The organism is Pseudomonas sp. WS 5411 (genome assembly GCF_012985595.1).
Taxonomy (GTDB): Bacteria; Pseudomonadota; Gammaproteobacteria; order Pseudomonadales; family Pseudomonadaceae; genus Aquipseudomonas; species Aquipseudomonas shahriarae.
The window spans coordinates 154,004-169,957 of sequence record NZ_JAARMC010000002.1 but is presented as its reverse complement, the minus strand read 5'-3'; the positions used below and the strand labels follow the sequence as shown (position 1 = coordinate 169,957).

At 60.4% G+C, this 15,954-nt stretch carries 13 protein-coding genes; all 13 read left to right on the top strand.

From position 1 onward, the window contains the following. Positions 1 to 71: 71 nt before the first annotated feature. The 13 genes from rnr (at position 72) to HBR93_RS04580 (ending at position 15,942) form a co-directional block, all read left to right on the top strand. The gene (rnr, locus tag HBR93_RS04640; protein ID WP_115127258.1) at positions 72 to 2,705 is read left to right on the top strand and encodes a ribonuclease R; all 2,634 of its coding nucleotides are present in this window, start codon (positions 72 to 74) and stop codon (positions 2,703 to 2,705) included. Continuing rightward, a complete protein-coding gene (gene rlmB, locus HBR93_RS04635; protein ID WP_057444490.1) occupies positions 2,702 to 3,457 on the top strand; it encodes a 23S rRNA (guanosine(2251)-2'-O)-methyltransferase RlmB in 756 nt (251 codons plus the stop codon). Before rnr ends, rlmB begins: the two co-directional genes overlap by 4 nt. Before the next feature lie 324 nt (positions 3,458 to 3,781). Further along, on the top strand, positions 3,782 to 4,204 hold the full coding sequence (gene rpsF / locus HBR93_RS04630) for a 30S ribosomal protein S6 (protein WP_003217491.1): 423 nt from the start codon (positions 3,782 to 3,784) through the stop codon (positions 4,202 to 4,204). 29 nt (positions 4,205 to 4,233) lie between these two features. After that, complete coding sequence (rpsR, locus tag HBR93_RS04625) at positions 4,234 to 4,464, top strand: 30S ribosomal protein S18 (protein ID WP_003171373.1); 231 nt, start codon at positions 4,234 to 4,236, stop codon at positions 4,462 to 4,464. A gap of 36 nt (positions 4,465 to 4,500) precedes the next feature. After that, positions 4,501 to 5,394, top strand: coding sequence for a hypothetical protein (locus tag HBR93_RS04620; protein WP_057437422.1), 894 nt, complete (start codon positions 4,501 to 4,503; stop codon positions 5,392 to 5,394). Positions 5,395 to 5,412: 18 nt separating this feature from the next. Beyond that, entirely contained in the window at positions 5,413 to 5,859 is a 447-nt protein-coding gene (gene rplI, locus HBR93_RS04615) for a 50S ribosomal protein L9 (RefSeq protein WP_003171376.1), read from the top strand. 110 nt (positions 5,860 to 5,969) lie between these two features. Next, on the top strand, positions 5,970 to 7,367 hold the full coding sequence (gene dnaB, locus HBR93_RS04610; protein ID WP_017138451.1) for a replicative DNA helicase: 1,398 nt from the start codon (positions 5,970 to 5,972) through the stop codon (positions 7,365 to 7,367). A 189-nt stretch (positions 7,368 to 7,556) separates the two neighbouring features. Then, the gene (locus HBR93_RS04605) at positions 7,557 to 9,860 is read left to right on the top strand and encodes a YgiQ family radical SAM protein (RefSeq protein WP_057958158.1); all 2,304 of its coding nucleotides are present in this window, start codon (positions 7,557 to 7,559) and stop codon (positions 9,858 to 9,860) included. A 220-nt stretch (positions 9,861 to 10,080) separates the two neighbouring features. Beyond that, positions 10,081 to 10,998: an NAD synthetase gene (locus HBR93_RS04600; RefSeq protein ID WP_169959883.1), complete on the top strand. Its 918-nt coding sequence runs from the start codon at positions 10,081 to 10,083 to the stop codon at positions 10,996 to 10,998. After that, positions 10,998 to 11,441 carry a hypothetical protein gene (locus tag HBR93_RS04595; RefSeq protein ID WP_169959882.1) on the top strand — a complete coding sequence of 148 codons (444 nt, stop codon included), beginning with the start codon at positions 10,998 to 11,000 and terminating at the stop codon, positions 11,439 to 11,441. The genes HBR93_RS04600 and HBR93_RS04595 overlap by 1 nt, the downstream gene beginning before the upstream one ends. 58 nt (positions 11,442 to 11,499) lie before the next feature. After that, entirely contained in the window at positions 11,500 to 11,949 is a 450-nt protein-coding gene (locus HBR93_RS04590) for a hypothetical protein (RefSeq protein ID WP_169959881.1), read from the top strand. Between the two features lie 12 nt (positions 11,950 to 11,961). Beyond that, entirely contained in the window at positions 11,962 to 12,420 is a 459-nt protein-coding gene (locus HBR93_RS04585; protein WP_057437428.1) for a hypothetical protein, read from the top strand. Positions 12,421 to 12,657: 237 nt separating this feature from the next. Then, positions 12,658 to 15,942 carry a transglutaminase family protein gene (locus HBR93_RS04580; protein WP_169959880.1) on the top strand — a complete coding sequence of 1,095 codons (3,285 nt, stop codon included), beginning with the start codon at positions 12,658 to 12,660 and terminating at the stop codon, positions 15,940 to 15,942. Positions 15,943 to 15,954 lie beyond the last annotated feature (12 nt).

Sequence of the window (15,954 nt, the reverse complement as noted above, 5' to 3'; positions counted from 1 at the left end):
TGCTTGAAATTTCCCGTTTCAATACGCGTATGCCAAACTAACCCACATATAGACAAGGTGAAAACTCTCTAATGGCCGATTGGCAGTCCCTCGATCCCGAGGCCGCTCGTGAAGCGGAAAAATATGAAAACCCTATTCCTAGCCGCGAACTGATCCTGGCGCATCTCGCCGATCGGGGTTCGCCTGCTAGCCGCGAGCAGCTGGTTGAAGAATTCGGTCTGACCACCGAAGACCAACTCGAAGCACTGCGCCGCCGCCTGCGCGCCATGGAGCGCGATGCACAGTTGATCTACACCCGTCGCGGCACTTACGCGCCGGTGGACAAGCTCGACCTGATCCTTGGCCGCATTGCCGGTCACCGTGATGGCTTCGGCTTCCTGATCCCTGATGACGGCAGTGACGACCTGTTCATGAGCCCGGCGCAAATGCGCCTGGTGTTCGATGGCGACCGCGCCCTGGCGCGCGTGTCCGGCCTGGACCGTCGCGGTCGACGCGAAGGCGTGATCGTCGAAGTGGTGTCCCGTGCCCACGAATCCATCGTCGGTCGCTACTTCGAGGAAGGCGGCATCGGCTTCGTGATTCCGGACAACCCGAAGGTCCAGCAGGAAGTGCTGGTGACTCCGGGCCGCAATGGCGCCGCCAAGGTCGGTCAGTTCGTCGAGGTGAAAATCACCCACTGGCCAACCCCGCGCTTCCAGCCACAGGGCGATATCGTCGAAGTGGTCGGCAACTACATGGCGCCGGGCATGGAAATCGATGTTGCGTTGCGCACCTACGATATTCCTCACGTCTGGCCTGAGGCTGTGCTCAAAGAAGCCGCCAAGCTCAAGCCGGAAGTCGAAGAAAAAGACAAAGAGAAACGCATCGACCTGCGTCATCTGCCGTTCGTCACCATTGACGGCGAAGATGCCCGCGACTTCGACGATGCGGTCTACTGCGAAGCCAAGCCCGGCAAGCTGCGCCTGTTCTCCGGCGGCTGGAAGTTGTTCGTCGCGATTGCCGACGTATCCAGCTACGTGAAGATCGGTTCGGCCCTGGATAACGAAGCCCAGGTGCGCGGCAACTCCGTGTACTTCCCTGAGCGCGTGATCCCGATGCTGCCTGAGCAGCTGTCCAACGGCCTGTGCTCCCTGAACCCGAAAGTCGACCGTTTGGCCATGGTGTGCGAGATGACCATCTCGAAAACCGGCGAAATGACCGACTACCAGTTCTACGAAGCGGTGATCCACTCCCAGGCCCGCCTGACCTACAACAAGGTCAGCACCATCCTGGAAACGCCGAAAACCAGCGAAGCCAAGGCTTTGCGCAGCCAGTACGCTGACGTAGTTCCACACCTCAAGCAGCTCTACTCGCTGTACAAGGTGTTGCTGGGCGCACGTCATGTCCGTGGCGCGATAGATTTTGAAACCCAGGAAACCCGGATCATCTTCGGTTCCGAGCGCAAAATCGCGGAAATCACGCCGACCACCCGCAATGACGCGCACAAGCTGATCGAGGAATGCATGCTGGCGGCCAACGTGGCCACCGCCGAATTCCTGAAGAAGCACGAGATTCCTGCGCTGTACCGGGTGCACGATGGTCCGCCACCGGAGCGCCTGGAAAAACTGCGCGCCTTCCTGGGCGAGCTTGGCCTGTCCCTGCACAAAGGCAAGGATGGCCCGTCGCCGAAGGATTACCAGGCTCTGTTGGCCAGCATCAAGGACCGTCCGGACTTCCACCTGATCCAGACCGTGATGCTGCGCTCCCTCAGCCAGGCGGTGTACAGCGCCGACAACCAGGGCCACTTCGGCCTGAATTACGAGGCGTATACCCACTTCACCTCGCCGATCCGCCGTTACCCGGACCTGCTCACGCACCGCGCCATCCGCAGCGTGATCCATTCCAAGCAGAACACCCCGCACGTCAAGCGCGCCGGTGCCATGACCATTCCGAAGGCACGGATCTATCCGTACGACGAAGCGGCCCTGGAACAGTTGGGCGAGCAGTGCTCCATGAGCGAGCGCCGTGCCGACGAAGCCACCCGTGACGTAGTGAACTGGCTCAAGTGCGAGTTCATGAAGGACCGCGTAGGCGAGTCGTTCCCAGGCGTGATCACCGCCGTGACCGGTTTTGGTCTGTTCGTCGAGCTGACCGACATCTACGTCGAAGGCCTGGTGCACGTCACCGCCTTGCCGGGTGACTACTACCACTTCGATCCTGTGCATCACCGCCTGGCGGGCGAGCGCACCGGTCGCAGCTTCCGTTTGGGCGATACCGTAGAAGTACGGGTCATGCGCGTCGATCTCGACGAACGCAAGATCGACTTCGAGATGGCTGAAAAAACCCTCGAAGCGCCGATTGGCCGCAAAAAGCGGGGTGCCGAAACCACAGCGCCGGCGAAAAAAGGCGCTCCTGCGAAAGCTGCAGCGGCTGCCGAGCCTGCGCCGGCCAAGCCTGCGCGCCGCTCCTCGGCCAAGGAAAAGGTCAGCGACGCGTACCGCCCCAGTGATGCGGCGGCGAAAAACGCCGAGTTGCGCAAGAGTCGCGAGTTGAAGCAGCAGTTGCTCAACGAAGCCAAAAGCGGTGGTAAAGCGGCGTCTGGGGGAAAGTCCCAGGCCGCCGACAAGCCGTCGAGCAAACCGAGTAAACACCGTAAAGGCCCGCCAAAAGCGGGTTCGGCCCCTGCCAAGAGCGGCGGGTCGCGCAAACCTAAGGCCAAGTCATGAGTCTGGAAAAAATCTACGGCGTACACGCCGTAGAAGCGTTGCTGCGTCACCACCCCAAGCGCGTCAAGCAAGTGTGGTTGGCCGAGGGTCGTAGCGAGCCGCGCGTTCAAGCGTTGGTCGAGCTGGCCAACCAGAATAAAGTTGCCATCGGCCAGGCCGAGCGGCGCGAAATGGACGTCTGGGTCGAAGGTGTACACCAGGGTGTGGTGGCGGACGTGAGTCCGAGCCAGGTCTGGGGCGAGGCCATGCTCGACGAGCTGCTCGACCGCACCGAAGGTGCGCCGCTGTTGCTGGTGCTGGACGGCGTGACCGACCCGCACAACCTTGGCGCCTGCCTGCGTTCGGCGGACGCTGCCGGCGCGCTGGCGGTGATCGTGCCGAAAGACAAGTCGGCTACCTTGACCCCGGTCGTGCGTAAAGTCGCCTGCGGCGCAGCAGAAGTGATTCCGTTGGTGGCCGTGACCAATCTGGCGCGCACCCTGGAAAAACTCCAGCAGCGCGGCTTGTGGGTCGTGGGTACGGCGGGTGAGGCCGAGGTCAGCATCTATGACCAGGACCTCACCGGCCCGACCATCCTGATCATGGGTGCTGAAGGCAAGGGCATGCGGCGCCTGACCCGAGAGCATTGCGACTACCTGGTGCACTTGCCGATGGCCGGTAGCGTCAGCAGCCTCAACGTTTCAGTCGCAACGGGCGTCTGCCTGTTCGAAGCCCAGCGTCAGCGTGGCGCCAAGGCCAAGTCCAAGAAGTAATTTTGAGCCTGGCATAGATGCAAAATGTGGGAGCTGGTTTGTGTGGGAGTCGGGCTTGCCCGCGATGCGGGCACCTCGGTACATCAGTTGTACTGAGGTGATGCTATCGCAGGCAAGCCAGCTCCCACACAAGTCAGCTCCCACATTGGTTTTTGGTCAAATAATCACCAATTGCCTTGCGCCCTTTCTCCCCCTTCTCTACAATTGCGCCCCTTGCCTTCCCGGCGGGCACGCATGTGCCTCCCAGCGGCAAGATTCCTAAGTGTCATTCACTCCTTGTCTGACCGTTTTTGAGCGGCAGGCTACAACCCGTAAGGAGCATTCATGCGTCATTACGAAATCATCTTTTTGGTCCACCCGGATCAAAGCGAGCAAGTCGGCGGCATGGTAGAGCGTTACACCAAGCTGATCGAAGAAGACGGCGGCAAAATCCACCGTCTGGAAGATTGGGGCCGTCGTCAACTGGCCTACGCAATCAACAATGTTCACAAGGCTCACTACGTGATGCTGAACGTTGAGTGCACTGGCAAGGCCCTGGCCGAGCTGGAAGACAACTTCCGCTACAACGATGCAGTGATCCGTAACCTGGTCATCCGTCGCGAAGAAGCCGTTACCGGCCAATCCGAGATGCTCAAGGCTGAAGAAAACCGCAGTGAGCGCCGTGAGCGTCGCGACCGTCCTGAGCACGAAGGCGCTGAAAGCGCTGATAGTGATGACAGCGACAACAGCGATAACGCTGACGAGTAATCCACGGACCTTATTAAGGAGCCTATCAAATGGCACGTTTCTTCCGTCGTCGTAAGTTTTGCCGCTTCACCGCTGAAGAAGTGAAGGAGATCGACTACAAAGATCTCAACACTCTGAAAGCCTACGTATCCGAGACCGGCAAAATTGTTCCAAGCCGTATCACCGGTACCAAAGCTCGTTATCAGCGTCAGCTGGCCACCGCTATCAAGCGCGCCCGCTTCCTGGCCCTGCTGGCCTACACCGACAGCCACGGCCGCTGAGACCGGGCAGTCGACAAGTAGTAAGGGATTGAATGCATGCGCGCCTTAGCTGAGTTCATCATGCGCGGTCGTGTGCAGGCCACTCTGGTAGTGGCTGGATGTGCTGCATTGCCGTTGTTGTATTGGTTGGGTGCTGCCGCAGGAAGCCTTGTGCTGCTGCGGCGCGGTTTGAAGGACGCCCTGGGCGTTCTTGCCCTGGGGTTGCTGCCGGCCTTGATCTGGTGGCTGCAATTCGACGATCCACGGGTACTTCTGGTACTGCTGGGGTCTTCGAGCCTTGCGTTGGTTTTACGCGCAAGTGAGTCCTGGGTCCGTACGCTGCTGGTCAGCGTGGCATTGGGAGTGGTGTATTCAGTGGTGCTTGGCGCGGCTTTCCGCCCGCAAATCGAGGCGCTGTCGCAGGAGTTGGTAAAAATCCTGCCACTGGCCCTCGGGGATCTCTACCAGCAATTGTCGGTAGATGAGCGAGCGCGCATGGCCACACTGATTGCTCCGGTCCTTACCGGCCTGATAGCGGCACTGTTGCAGATCGTCAGTGTGCTGAGCCTGATTCTTGGGCGCTACTGGCAGGCGTTGTTGTATAACCCGGGTGGTTTTGGTCGCGAGTTTCGCAGTATCAGAATCCCCGCAGGACCAGCGATGTTGCTGCTGGCGTGCATGCTTGTAGGGCCGAACTTTGGTCCGCAAATGGCCATGTTGACGCCGTTGTGCAGCGTACCGCTGGTGATTGCCGGGCTGGCCCTGATGCACGGGCTGGTGGCGCAAAAGCGCCTGGCCAAGTTCTGGCTGGTGGGGTTGTACGTGACGCTGTTGCTGTTTATGCAACTGATCTATCCGTTACTCGTGGTCTTGGCCATTGTCGACGGCCTGATTGATTTTCGCGGTCGTCTGGCGCCGAAAGACGCCGATAACGCGAACGGTGAAGGTTAAAAGTTAGAGGATTTTCACATGCAACTGATCCTTCTGGAAAAAGTCGCCAACCTGGGCAACCTGGGCGACAAAGTAAACGTTAAGGCCGGCTACGGTCGTAACTACCTGCTGCCATACGGCAAAGCTACCGCTGCAACCGCTGCCAACCTGGCCGCGTTTGAAGAGCGTCGCGCTGAGCTGGAAAAAGCCGCAGCAGACAAGAAAGCTTCGGCTGAAACCCGTGCTGCCCAACTGGCCGAGCTGGAAGTGACTATCACTGCCACCGCCGGTGACGAAGGCAAGCTGTTCGGTTCGATCGGCACCCACGACATCGCTGATGCACTGACCGCCTCCGGCGTTGAAGTGCAGAAGAGCGAAGTTCGTCTGCCGAACGGCACCATCCGCAACGTAGGCGAATTCGACGTAGCCGTGCACCTGCACGCTGAAGTTGAAGCCACCGTACGCGTTGTCGTGGTAGCAGCTTAAGTAGCACCTAACTGACTGGCACCTCGCGTGCCAGGCGGTTAACATCGGGCACGATCCTGTTTACAGGTCGTGCCTTTTGTTTTTTTCACACCCCCTAATTCCAAGTGGCCATGAACGATATTTCAGCTCCTGAGCAATACGATCTGCAAACCGCTGCCCTGAAGGTGCCGCCGCATTCCATCGAGGCCGAACAGGCCGTGCTCGGTGGCTTGATGCTGGATAACAACGCCTGGGAACGTGTGCTCGATCAAGTCTCGGACGGTGATTTCTATCGGCATGACCACCGCCTGATCTTCCGCGCCATTGCCAAGCTGGCCGACCAGAACTCACCGATTGACGTGGTGACCCTGGCCGAGCAACTTGACAAGGAAGGCCAGACCTCGCAAGTCGGTGGCCTCGGCTACCTCGGTGAGCTGGCGAAAAACACCCCGTCCGTCGCCAACATCAAGGCTTATGCCCAGATCGTGCGCGAGCGGGCGACCCTGCGCCAGTTGATCGGCATCAGCACCGAAATCGCCGACAGTGCCTTTAACCCTGAAGGTCGCACCGCCGCCGAGATCCTCGACGAAGCCGAACGGCAGATCTTCCAGATCGCTGAGGCCCGCCCGAAAACCGGCGGCCCGGTCAGCGTCAACGACCTGTTGACCAAGGCCATCGACCGTATCGACACCTTGTTCAACACTGACAACGCCATCACTGGTATTTCCACCGGCTACACCGACCTCGACGAGAAGACCAGCGGCCTGCAGCCGTCCGACCTGATCATCGTCGCCGGCCGTCCATCCATGGGTAAGACGACCTTTGCGATGAACCTGGTGGAAAACGCCGTGTTGCGCAGCGACAAGGCCGTGCTGGTGTACTCCCTGGAGATGCCAGGCGAATCGCTGATCATGCGTATGCTCTCGTCCCTGGGTCGGATCGACCAGACCAAAGTGCGTGCCGGTCGCCTGGAAGACGACGACTGGCCGCGCCTGACCTCGGCGGTCAACCTGCTCAACGACCGCAAGCTGTTTATCGACGACACCGCCGGTATCAGCCCGTCCGAGATGCGTGCGCGTACCCGGCGCCTGGTGCGTGAGCACGGCGATATCGCCCTGATCATGATCGACTACCTGCAGTTGATGCAGATCCCCGGCTCCAGCGGCGACAACCGGACCAACGAGATTTCCGAAATCTCCCGGTCCCTCAAAGCCCTGGCCAAGGAATTCAACTGCCCGGTGGTGGCGCTGTCCCAGCTCAACCGTTCCCTGGAGCAGCGTCCCAACAAGCGCCCGGTGAACTCTGACTTGCGTGAATCCGGAGCGATCGAGCAGGACGCCGACGTGATCATGTTCGTGTACCGCGACGAGGTGTATCACCCGGAAACCGAGCACAAGGGCATTGCCGAAATCATCATCGGCAAGCAGCGGAACGGGCCGATCGGCTTTATCCGCCTGGCGTTCATCGGTAAGTACACGCGCTTCGAGAACCTGGCGCCGGGCAGTTATAACTTCGACGACGACGAATAGTTTCCAGCGTCTATAAGGGCCCTGTCGCAGGCAAGCCCGCCCGCACATTTGAAAGCATTCACCATTCAAGTGTGGGGGGGGCTAGCCCGCGATGGAGTCAGCACAATTCCGACCATTACCGTCGGAATTGGTCAAATTTTGTGCTATATTCCGCGCCCGCGATTTTTCATCTCAACACCGGTCACCGTCATGCAAACAGCCAAGCCGTTATTTGACTATCCCAAGTACTGGGCCGAATGTTTCGGTCCAGCGCCATTCCTGCCCATGAGCAGGGAGGAGATGGATCAGCTTGGCTGGGATTCATGCGACATCATCATCGTCACCGGTGATGCCTACGTGGACCATCCTTCGTTCGGCATGGCGATCATTGGCCGGCTGCTGGAGTCCCAGGGCTTCCGCGTCGGGATCATTGCCCAGCCCAACTGGCAGTCCAAAGACGACTTCATGAAGCTCGGCGAGCCGAACCTGTTCTTCGGCGTCGCGGCCGGCAACATGGACTCGATGATCAACCGCTACACCGCCGACAAGAAAATCCGCTCTGACGACGCCTACACCCCTGGCGGCATGGCCGGCAAACGCCCGGACCGTGCGAGCCTGGTGTACAGCCAGCGTTGCAAGGAAGCCTACAAGAACGTGCCGATCGTGCTCGGTGGCATCGAAGCTTCCCTGCGCCGCATCGCCCACTACGACTACTGGCAGGACCGGGTGCGCAACTCGATCCTGATCGACGCCACCGCCGACATCCTGTTGTACGGCAACGCCGAGCGGGCGATTGTCGAAGTTGCCCAGCGCCTGTCGTGGGGCCACAAGATCGAAGACATCACCGACGTGCGTGGCACCGCGTTCATTCGCCGTGACACGCCAGCGGGCTGGTACGAAGTGGACTCCACCCGTATCGACCGCCCGGGCAAGGTCGACAAGATCATCAACCCGTACGTGAATACCCAGGACACCCAGGCCTGCGCCATCGAGCAGGAAAAGGGCCCGGTTGAAGACCCGGAAGAAGCCAAGGTCGTACAGATCCTCGCCAGCCCGCGCATGACCCGCGACAAGACCGTGATCCGCCTGCCATCGGTGGAAAAGGTCCGTGGCGACGCAGTGCTGTATGCCCACGCCAACCGCGTGTTGCACCTGGAAACCAACCCAGGCAACGCCCGCGCCCTGGTGCAGAAGCACGGCGAAGTGGACGTGTGGTTCAACCCACCGCCCATTCCCATGACCACCGAAGAAATGGACTACGTGTTTGGCATGCCTTACGCCCGTGTCCCGCATCCTGTGTACGGCAAGGAAAAAATCCCGGCCTACGACATGATCCGCTTCTCGGTGAACATCATGCGTGGCTGCTTCGGCGGCTGCACCTTCTGCTCGATTACCGAGCACGAAGGCCGGATCATTCAGAACCGTTCCGAAGAGTCGATCATCCGCGAGATCGAAGAGATCCGCGACAAGGTTCCAGGCTTCACCGGGGTGATTTCCGACCTTGGCGGGCCGACCGCGAACATGTACCGCATCGCCTGCAAGAGCCCGGAAATCGAATCCGCGTGCCGCAAGCCGTCCTGCGTGTTCCCGGGCATCTGCCCGAACCTGAACACCGACCACTCGTCGCTGATCCAGCTGTACCGCAGCGCCCGTGCCTTGCCGGGTGTGAAGAAGATTTTGATCGCTTCCGGCCTGCGTTACGACCTGGCTGTGGAGTCGCCGGAATATGTCAAAGAGCTGGTGACCCACCACGTCGGTGGCTACCTGAAGATCGCCCCGGAACACACCGAGGAAGGTCCGCTCAACCAGATGATGAAACCGGGCATTGGCAGCTATGACAAGTTCAAGCGCATGTTCGAGAAGTACACCAAGGAAGCGGGCAAGGAGCAGTACCTGATCCCGTACTTCATCGCCGCCCACCCCGGCACCACCGATGAAGACATGATGAACCTGGCCCTGTGGCTCAAGGGCAATGGCTTCCGCGCCGACCAGGTGCAGGCGTTCTACCCGTCGCCAATGGCCACCGCCACCGCGATGTACCACTCGGGCAAGAACCCACTGCGCAAGGTCACCTACAAGAGCGACGCGGTGACCATCGTCAAGAGCGAAGAACAGCGCCGTCTGCACAAGGCGTTCCTGCGCTACCACGACCCCAAAGGCTGGCCGATGCTGCGTGAAGCGCTGACCCGCATGGGCCGCGCCGACCTGATCGGGCCGGGCAAAGATCAGTTGATTCCGCTGCATCAGCCGTCCACCGACAGCTACCAGAGCGCCCGTCGCAAGAACTCGACGCCGGTGGGCAGCCATAAGGTCGCCAAGGAAACCACCACCAGGATCCTCACCCAGCACACCGGCCTGCCGCCTCGTGGCAGCGACGGCAGCAACCCGTGGGACAAGCGCGAACAAGCCAAGGCCGCGGCCATGGCCCGCAACAAGCAGGCGGCTAAAGAGCGCACCGACGCGGCCAAGGGCAAAGGCAAGAAGCCTGCGCGTAAGCCGGTCGTACCGCGTTGATCGCAGCCTGAAATGCAAAACGCCAGCCTCGTGCTGGCGTTTTGCTTTCTAGCGGGTGGGAAACCTGTTTGTTAAGGTGGCGCCCATTGAATCGCCTTCGCGAGCAAGCCCGCTCCCACATTCGACCGCATTCTCATGCTGGAACTCGGTCAACTGTGGGAGCGGGCTTGCTCGCGAAGGCGCCAGTTCAGACACCATCTATTTCAAGGAAGAACACCCCATGAGCAACCCCTTGCTCAACATCGGCATGGACTCCAACCGCTCCCAGTTCATGGCGCGCCAGCGCATCGAAAGCCAGATCAACCTGCCACGGCTGTTCGCGGCCATCGACGCCGACCCCGGCATCGTCGGCGCAGGGGTGGTGTATATCGACGCTGACTTCAATGTAATTACCCTGCGCGAGTTCAAGCCGATCTGCAGCATCAAGCCCAAGCGCATCATTTTGCGTGAGGCGCAGAGGTACATTTCGCCGGCGCAGTTTGCCAATCAGGTGGCTAACAACCCGCGTGAGTCCCGGTTGGTGGGCGAAGCAGTCAATACGACCCTGTCTTGTGCGGGCGCAATCCTCGGTTGGATTGTTGTGTTCAGCGGTACAGTCGCCGTGCCTTTCACGGGTGGCGCGAGCCTGGTGGTGGCGGGTATCGGTGCGACGGCTGCAGCGGCCAGTACTGTGCAATGTGTCGTCGGGGGGGTGAGAACTATCAACGAACTCAATGACCCGGCAGCCAACGACGATATGGATAGCGAGGACTGGTATCGCTATGCAATGCCGGTATTGGACGCCGCTTCACTGCTGGGTGCCGGCGCCTCTACTCTGACCACTCTTCGGCTGCTGCAGGCTCGAAAGGTGACCACTGGCAGAAGTTGGTACGAGTTGTCCAAGGGGTTGACCCGCCAGCAACGCAAGGCGCTCACCAAAGAGTTGCTGAGCCTGAAAGATCCAAGACTGAGCAATAAACTCTTGAAACTGCGCCAGCGCTCCGGTCTGCTGGCCAAGCGCTATTCAGCTAGCGAGATCAATCACGCTACTGTGACGCAGATCAGAGACTCCCTCGGGGCTGCCGTTGGTCTTACCGGGAGCGCTATATCAGGCAACATTCGAACGATTGCAGTTGGCCTCTATGAGGAGGTTGAGTGATGGATCGTCCTGGTTCATTAAGAGCTTTTTTGGCGCAATATTTTCCAGCGTTTATATGCGCGTTCTTCCTTGCCTGCTTCTCTCTCTCTGCCGCTATTTCATTGGCATCAAGTACATTTTTTCGCAGTGACCCAGAGCGGGCGCGTTACTCTTTTCTGGCGGCAGTTTTCTTGGGCTTGCTCTTGGCGTTCAGCCATTTCGTCATGATCAGAGGGCGAGAATGGGGGGCTTGGGCTATCGCAGCCTTCTACGTTGTATGTTTGCTGGTCGTGTTGCCAACCTATAGCTATCGGCCACATATGGCAGCGTATGTAATGGGGCTGCTGTTTCCGTTGGCGGGGTTGCTGTTGCTCAATAGTCAGCGTCATCGGGAAATGCGACAGAAACTCGTCGAGCTGCGCCATCTGCGCGAGGCTGCGACTGCAAAGTACAAAAACCTTTGATTGTTTATGTTCACTAGCCCTGCCTCAACGCGAGCGGCCTGTACGAGGAGTTAACGCAGTGAGCGGCTTTCCCGACATGGGCCGTTTCCTGGCCCGTTATTTCCCCGTGTTCATGGGCACCATCTTCATGGCGATCTTTTCGGGGGCTGCGGCGATTTCCATGGCTGGCGTGACGTATTTACGCGGCGTTGATCCTGCGCTCAAGTCCAGCTATACGGGGGGCGCGATCCTGGTGCTGGTGGCAGTGTTGGTGTTTGGCAATGTGATGATTGCGCGTGGGTACTCTTGGGCTACGAGGCTGGTGGCGGGATACCTGGGCAGTTGTCTGCTGTTCGTGTTGCCGATGATTCAATACGACGTCAATGGCCTGGTTTATGGCTCCACCGTACTGTTCCCGCTGCTGGGCTTGCTGCTGCTCAATAGCAAGCGCCATCGCGAAATGCGCCAGCGGCTGCTCGAAATACGCCACCTGCGCCAAGCCGTAATCGCAACGCGCAAAAAGCGTTGATGGGGTAAGCGAATGAACGAGTTAATGACGCTACGCGACTTTTTCAGGCAATACTTTCTGACGTTTCTGGGTGGTGTATTCGCTGCGTATTTTTCGTTGGCATTGGCTGTTGCGCTGGCGTTCGTCACTTATTTTCGTGATGTGCCGCTGGCTCAAGTGGGGCTCAAGATCATGTTGGTCGGGGCGCTGCTCATTCTGTTGACGGTCCATAGCAACTTTATGATTTTGCGGGGCCGACCCTCCTGGGTGTGGGTGATGGTCGGTATCTACCTCGCCTGTCTAGTGTTTGTAGTTCCAATGGTTCAGTACCAGCCTCATAAAGTTCTCTATGGGTTGGCGCTGTTATTCCCATTCCTTGGATTGTTGACACTTAACAGCAAGGTTCAACGAGAGATGCGTACAAAACTCGTTGGAATCCGTCGCATTCGGCAGTCTGTCAAATCAACCGCTAGATCGAGTAGTCGCATGTGAAGGCGTTGCCTTCGATAACCGGTTTCAACGCAACGCGCAAAAAGCGCTGATTGGGTAGATTCACCACTGCGCCCCGCACTTGCGCCACAAATATGTGCAACCCTCGCACCACGACGGCCGCTCTCGCGCCGTTTTGGTGCTGTACTGCACCGGCTCCCTCGATAAAGCGCAATGACCGCCGCTCTGGCATAAGTCTTGCGCGCTTTGTTTTCATGCTCTGGCTCGCAGGAGGCCGCCGTGTCGATTCATGTCGCGTTGCACCATGTTACGCATTACCGTTACGACCGCGCTGTGGAGCTTGGCCCGCAGATTGTGCGTCTGCGACCGGCGGCCCATAGCCGCACGCGGATCCTGTCCTACGCGCTGAAGGTGCTGCCCGAGCAGCATTTCATCAATTGGCAGCAAGACCCCCAGGGCAATTACCTGGCGCGCCTGGTGTTCCCGGAAAAGACCGATGAGCTGCGTATCGAGGTCGACTTGGTCGCCGAGATGGCGGTGTTCAATCCGTTCGACTTTTTCCTTGAGCCCTACGCCGAAAAAATCCCCTTCAGCTACGCCGCCGACGAGCAGCGCGAGCTGGCGCCGTATCTGGAAACTCTGCCGCTGACGCCGAAGTTTGCTGCGTACCTGGCCGGTATTGACCGCACGCCGCTGCCGGCCGTGGATTTCCTGGTCGGCCTCAACCAGCGCCTGGCGGCGGATATCGGCTACCTGATCCGTATGGAACCGGGCGTGCAAACCCCGGAATTCACCCTCGAAAACGCCTCCGGCTCGTGCCGCGACTCGGCCTGGCTGCTGGTGCAGCTGCTGCGCAACCTGGGTTTGGCGGCGCGGTTTGTCTCCGGTTACCTGATCCAGTTGACCGCCGACGTCAAAGCCCTCGACGGGCCCTCCGGCACCGAGGTGGACTTCACCGACTTGCACGCCTGGTGCGAGGTGTATTTGCCCGGCGCCGGCTGGATCGGCCTGGATGCCACCTCCGGTCTATTCGCCGGTGAAGGGCATATCCCATTGGCCTGTAGTCCCGATCCATCGTCTGCCGCCCCGATCAGTGGGCTGGTGGAGCCGTGCGAGTGTGAGTTCACCCACGAAATGTCGGTGGAGCGCATTTGGGAAGCCCCTCGGGTGACCAAGCCCTACACCGAAGAACAATGGCTGGCGATCCAGGCCCTGGGCCGGCAGATTGATAGCGACCTGCTCAAGGACGATGTGCGCCTGACCATGGGCGGCGAACCGACCTTTGTGTCCATCGACGACCCCGACGGTGCCGAGTGGAACACCGCTGCCCTGGGCCCGGACAAGCGCCGACTGTCCGCCGAGCTGTTCCAGCGCATGCGCAAGCACTACGCGCCCAAGGGCCTGGTGCACTTCGGCCAGGGCAAGTGGTACCCCGGCGAGCAACTGCCGCGTTGGTCGCTCAATTGTCATTGGCGTCGGGACGGTGTGCCGGTCTGGCACAACGACGCGCTGATCGCCGACGAGCAGCAAGACTACGGCGCGGATGAGGTCATGGCCGGGCGCTTCCTGGCGAGCATTGCCGAGCGCCTGAAGCTCCCAGCGCGCTTTGTATTCCCGGCCTTCGAGGACAATTTTTACTACCTGTGGCGCGAAGGTGCCTTGCCACAGAACGTCAGCGCCCAGGATTCACGCCTGGAGGATGAGCTGGAGCGCGAACGCCTGCGCAAGGTGTTCAGCCAGGGCCTGGGTAAAGTCATCGGTCATGTGCTGCCCCTGGCGCGCACCGCAGCCAATGATCGCTGGCAGAGCGGCCGCTGGTACCTGCGCGACACCCATTGCCGGCTGGTGCCGGGGGATTCGCCGCTGGGCTATCGCTTGCCCCTGGCCTCGCAGCCCTGGGTGACGGCGGCAGATTACCCCTTTGTGCACCCCACCGATCCCAATCAAGATCTGCCGGCGCTGGCCATCAGTGCGTCAGGCCTGGGCGAGCCGGCCCCCAGCGACGAGCGTGTGCCCAAGGTCGACGAGTCTGCCGACTGGCTGACCCGCACTGCCTTGTGCGCCGAAGCGCGGGGAGGGCGGCTCTACCTGTTTATGCCGCCCCTGGAGCGGGTCGAGGATTACCTGGAGCTGGTGACCGCCATCGAGGCCACCGCCCAGGAACTGCATTGCCCGGTATTGCTGGAAGGCTACGAGCCGCCGAGCGACCCGCGCCTGAGCAACTTCCGCGTGACGCCAGACCCTGGCGTGATCGAGGTCAACGTGCAGCCGTCCGCCACCTGGGACGAACTGGTGGAGCGCACCGAGTTCCTCTATGAAGAGGCCCGGCAAACCCGCCTGACCACCGAAAAATTCATGATCGACGGGCGCCACACCGGCACCGGCGGTGGCAACCACTTTGTGCTGGGTGGGGCCACGCCCAAGGATTCGCCGTTCCTGCGCCGCCCGGACCTGCTGCGCAGCCTGATCAGCTACTGGCATAACCATCCGTCGTTGTCGTACCTGTTTTCCGGGCTGTTTATCGGCCCGACCTCCCAGGCGCCACGGGTGGATGAGGCGCGCAATGACGCGTTGTACGAACTGGAAATCGCCTTTGCGCAGATGCCCGCGCCAGGCGAGGAATGCCCGCCGTGGCGGGTGGACCGCTTGCTGCGAAACTTGCTGATCGACGTCACCGGCAATACCCACCGCGCCGAATTCTGCATCGACAAGCTCTACTCGCCGGACGGTGCTACCGGGCGCCTGGGCCTGCTGGAGCTGCGCGCCTTTGAGATGCCGCCCCATGCACGCATGAGCCTGACCCAACAGCTGCTGCTGCGCGCCCTGGTGGCGCGCTTCTGGCGTGAGCCCTACGCGCCGCCGAAGCTGGCGCGCTGGGGCACGGAGCTACACGACCGCTTCCTGCTGCCGCACTTTATCGAGCAGGACTTTGCCGACGTGATCGTCGAGCTCAACGCCGCCGGTTATCCACTGCGCGCCGAGTGGTTCGCGGCACACCTGGAATTCCGTTTTCCCAAAGTCGGCGACTATGCCGTCAGCGGTATCGAGTTGGAACTGCGCCAGGCACTGGAGCCCTGGCATGTGCTGGGCGAAGAGGGCGCGGCGGGCGGTACGGTGCGCTACGTGGATTCATCCCTGGAGCGCTTGCAGGTAAAACTCAGCGGCCTGGCGCCGCAGCGCTATGTGCTGACCTGCAACGGGGTGGCGGTGCCACTGCACGCCACCGGCCGGGTGGGGGAGTTCGTCGCGGGCGTGCGTTATCGCGCCTGGCAACCGGCCAATTGCCTGCAGCCGACCATCGCGGTGCATGCACCGCTGGTGTTCGATTTGCTGGATACCTGGATGCAACGCTCCCTGGGCGGCTGCCAATACCACGTGGCCCATCCGGGTGGGCGCATTTACGACAGCTTGCCGGTGAATGCCAACGAAGCGGAAAGCCGGCGCATGGCGCGGTTTTTCCGCCTGGGTCACAGCCCGGGCAAATTGCCGGTGCCGGCGATGGTGATCAACGATGAACTGCCCATGACCCTGGATCTGCGGCGGTTCCCCAATAAAAATGACTAAACACAACCCCAC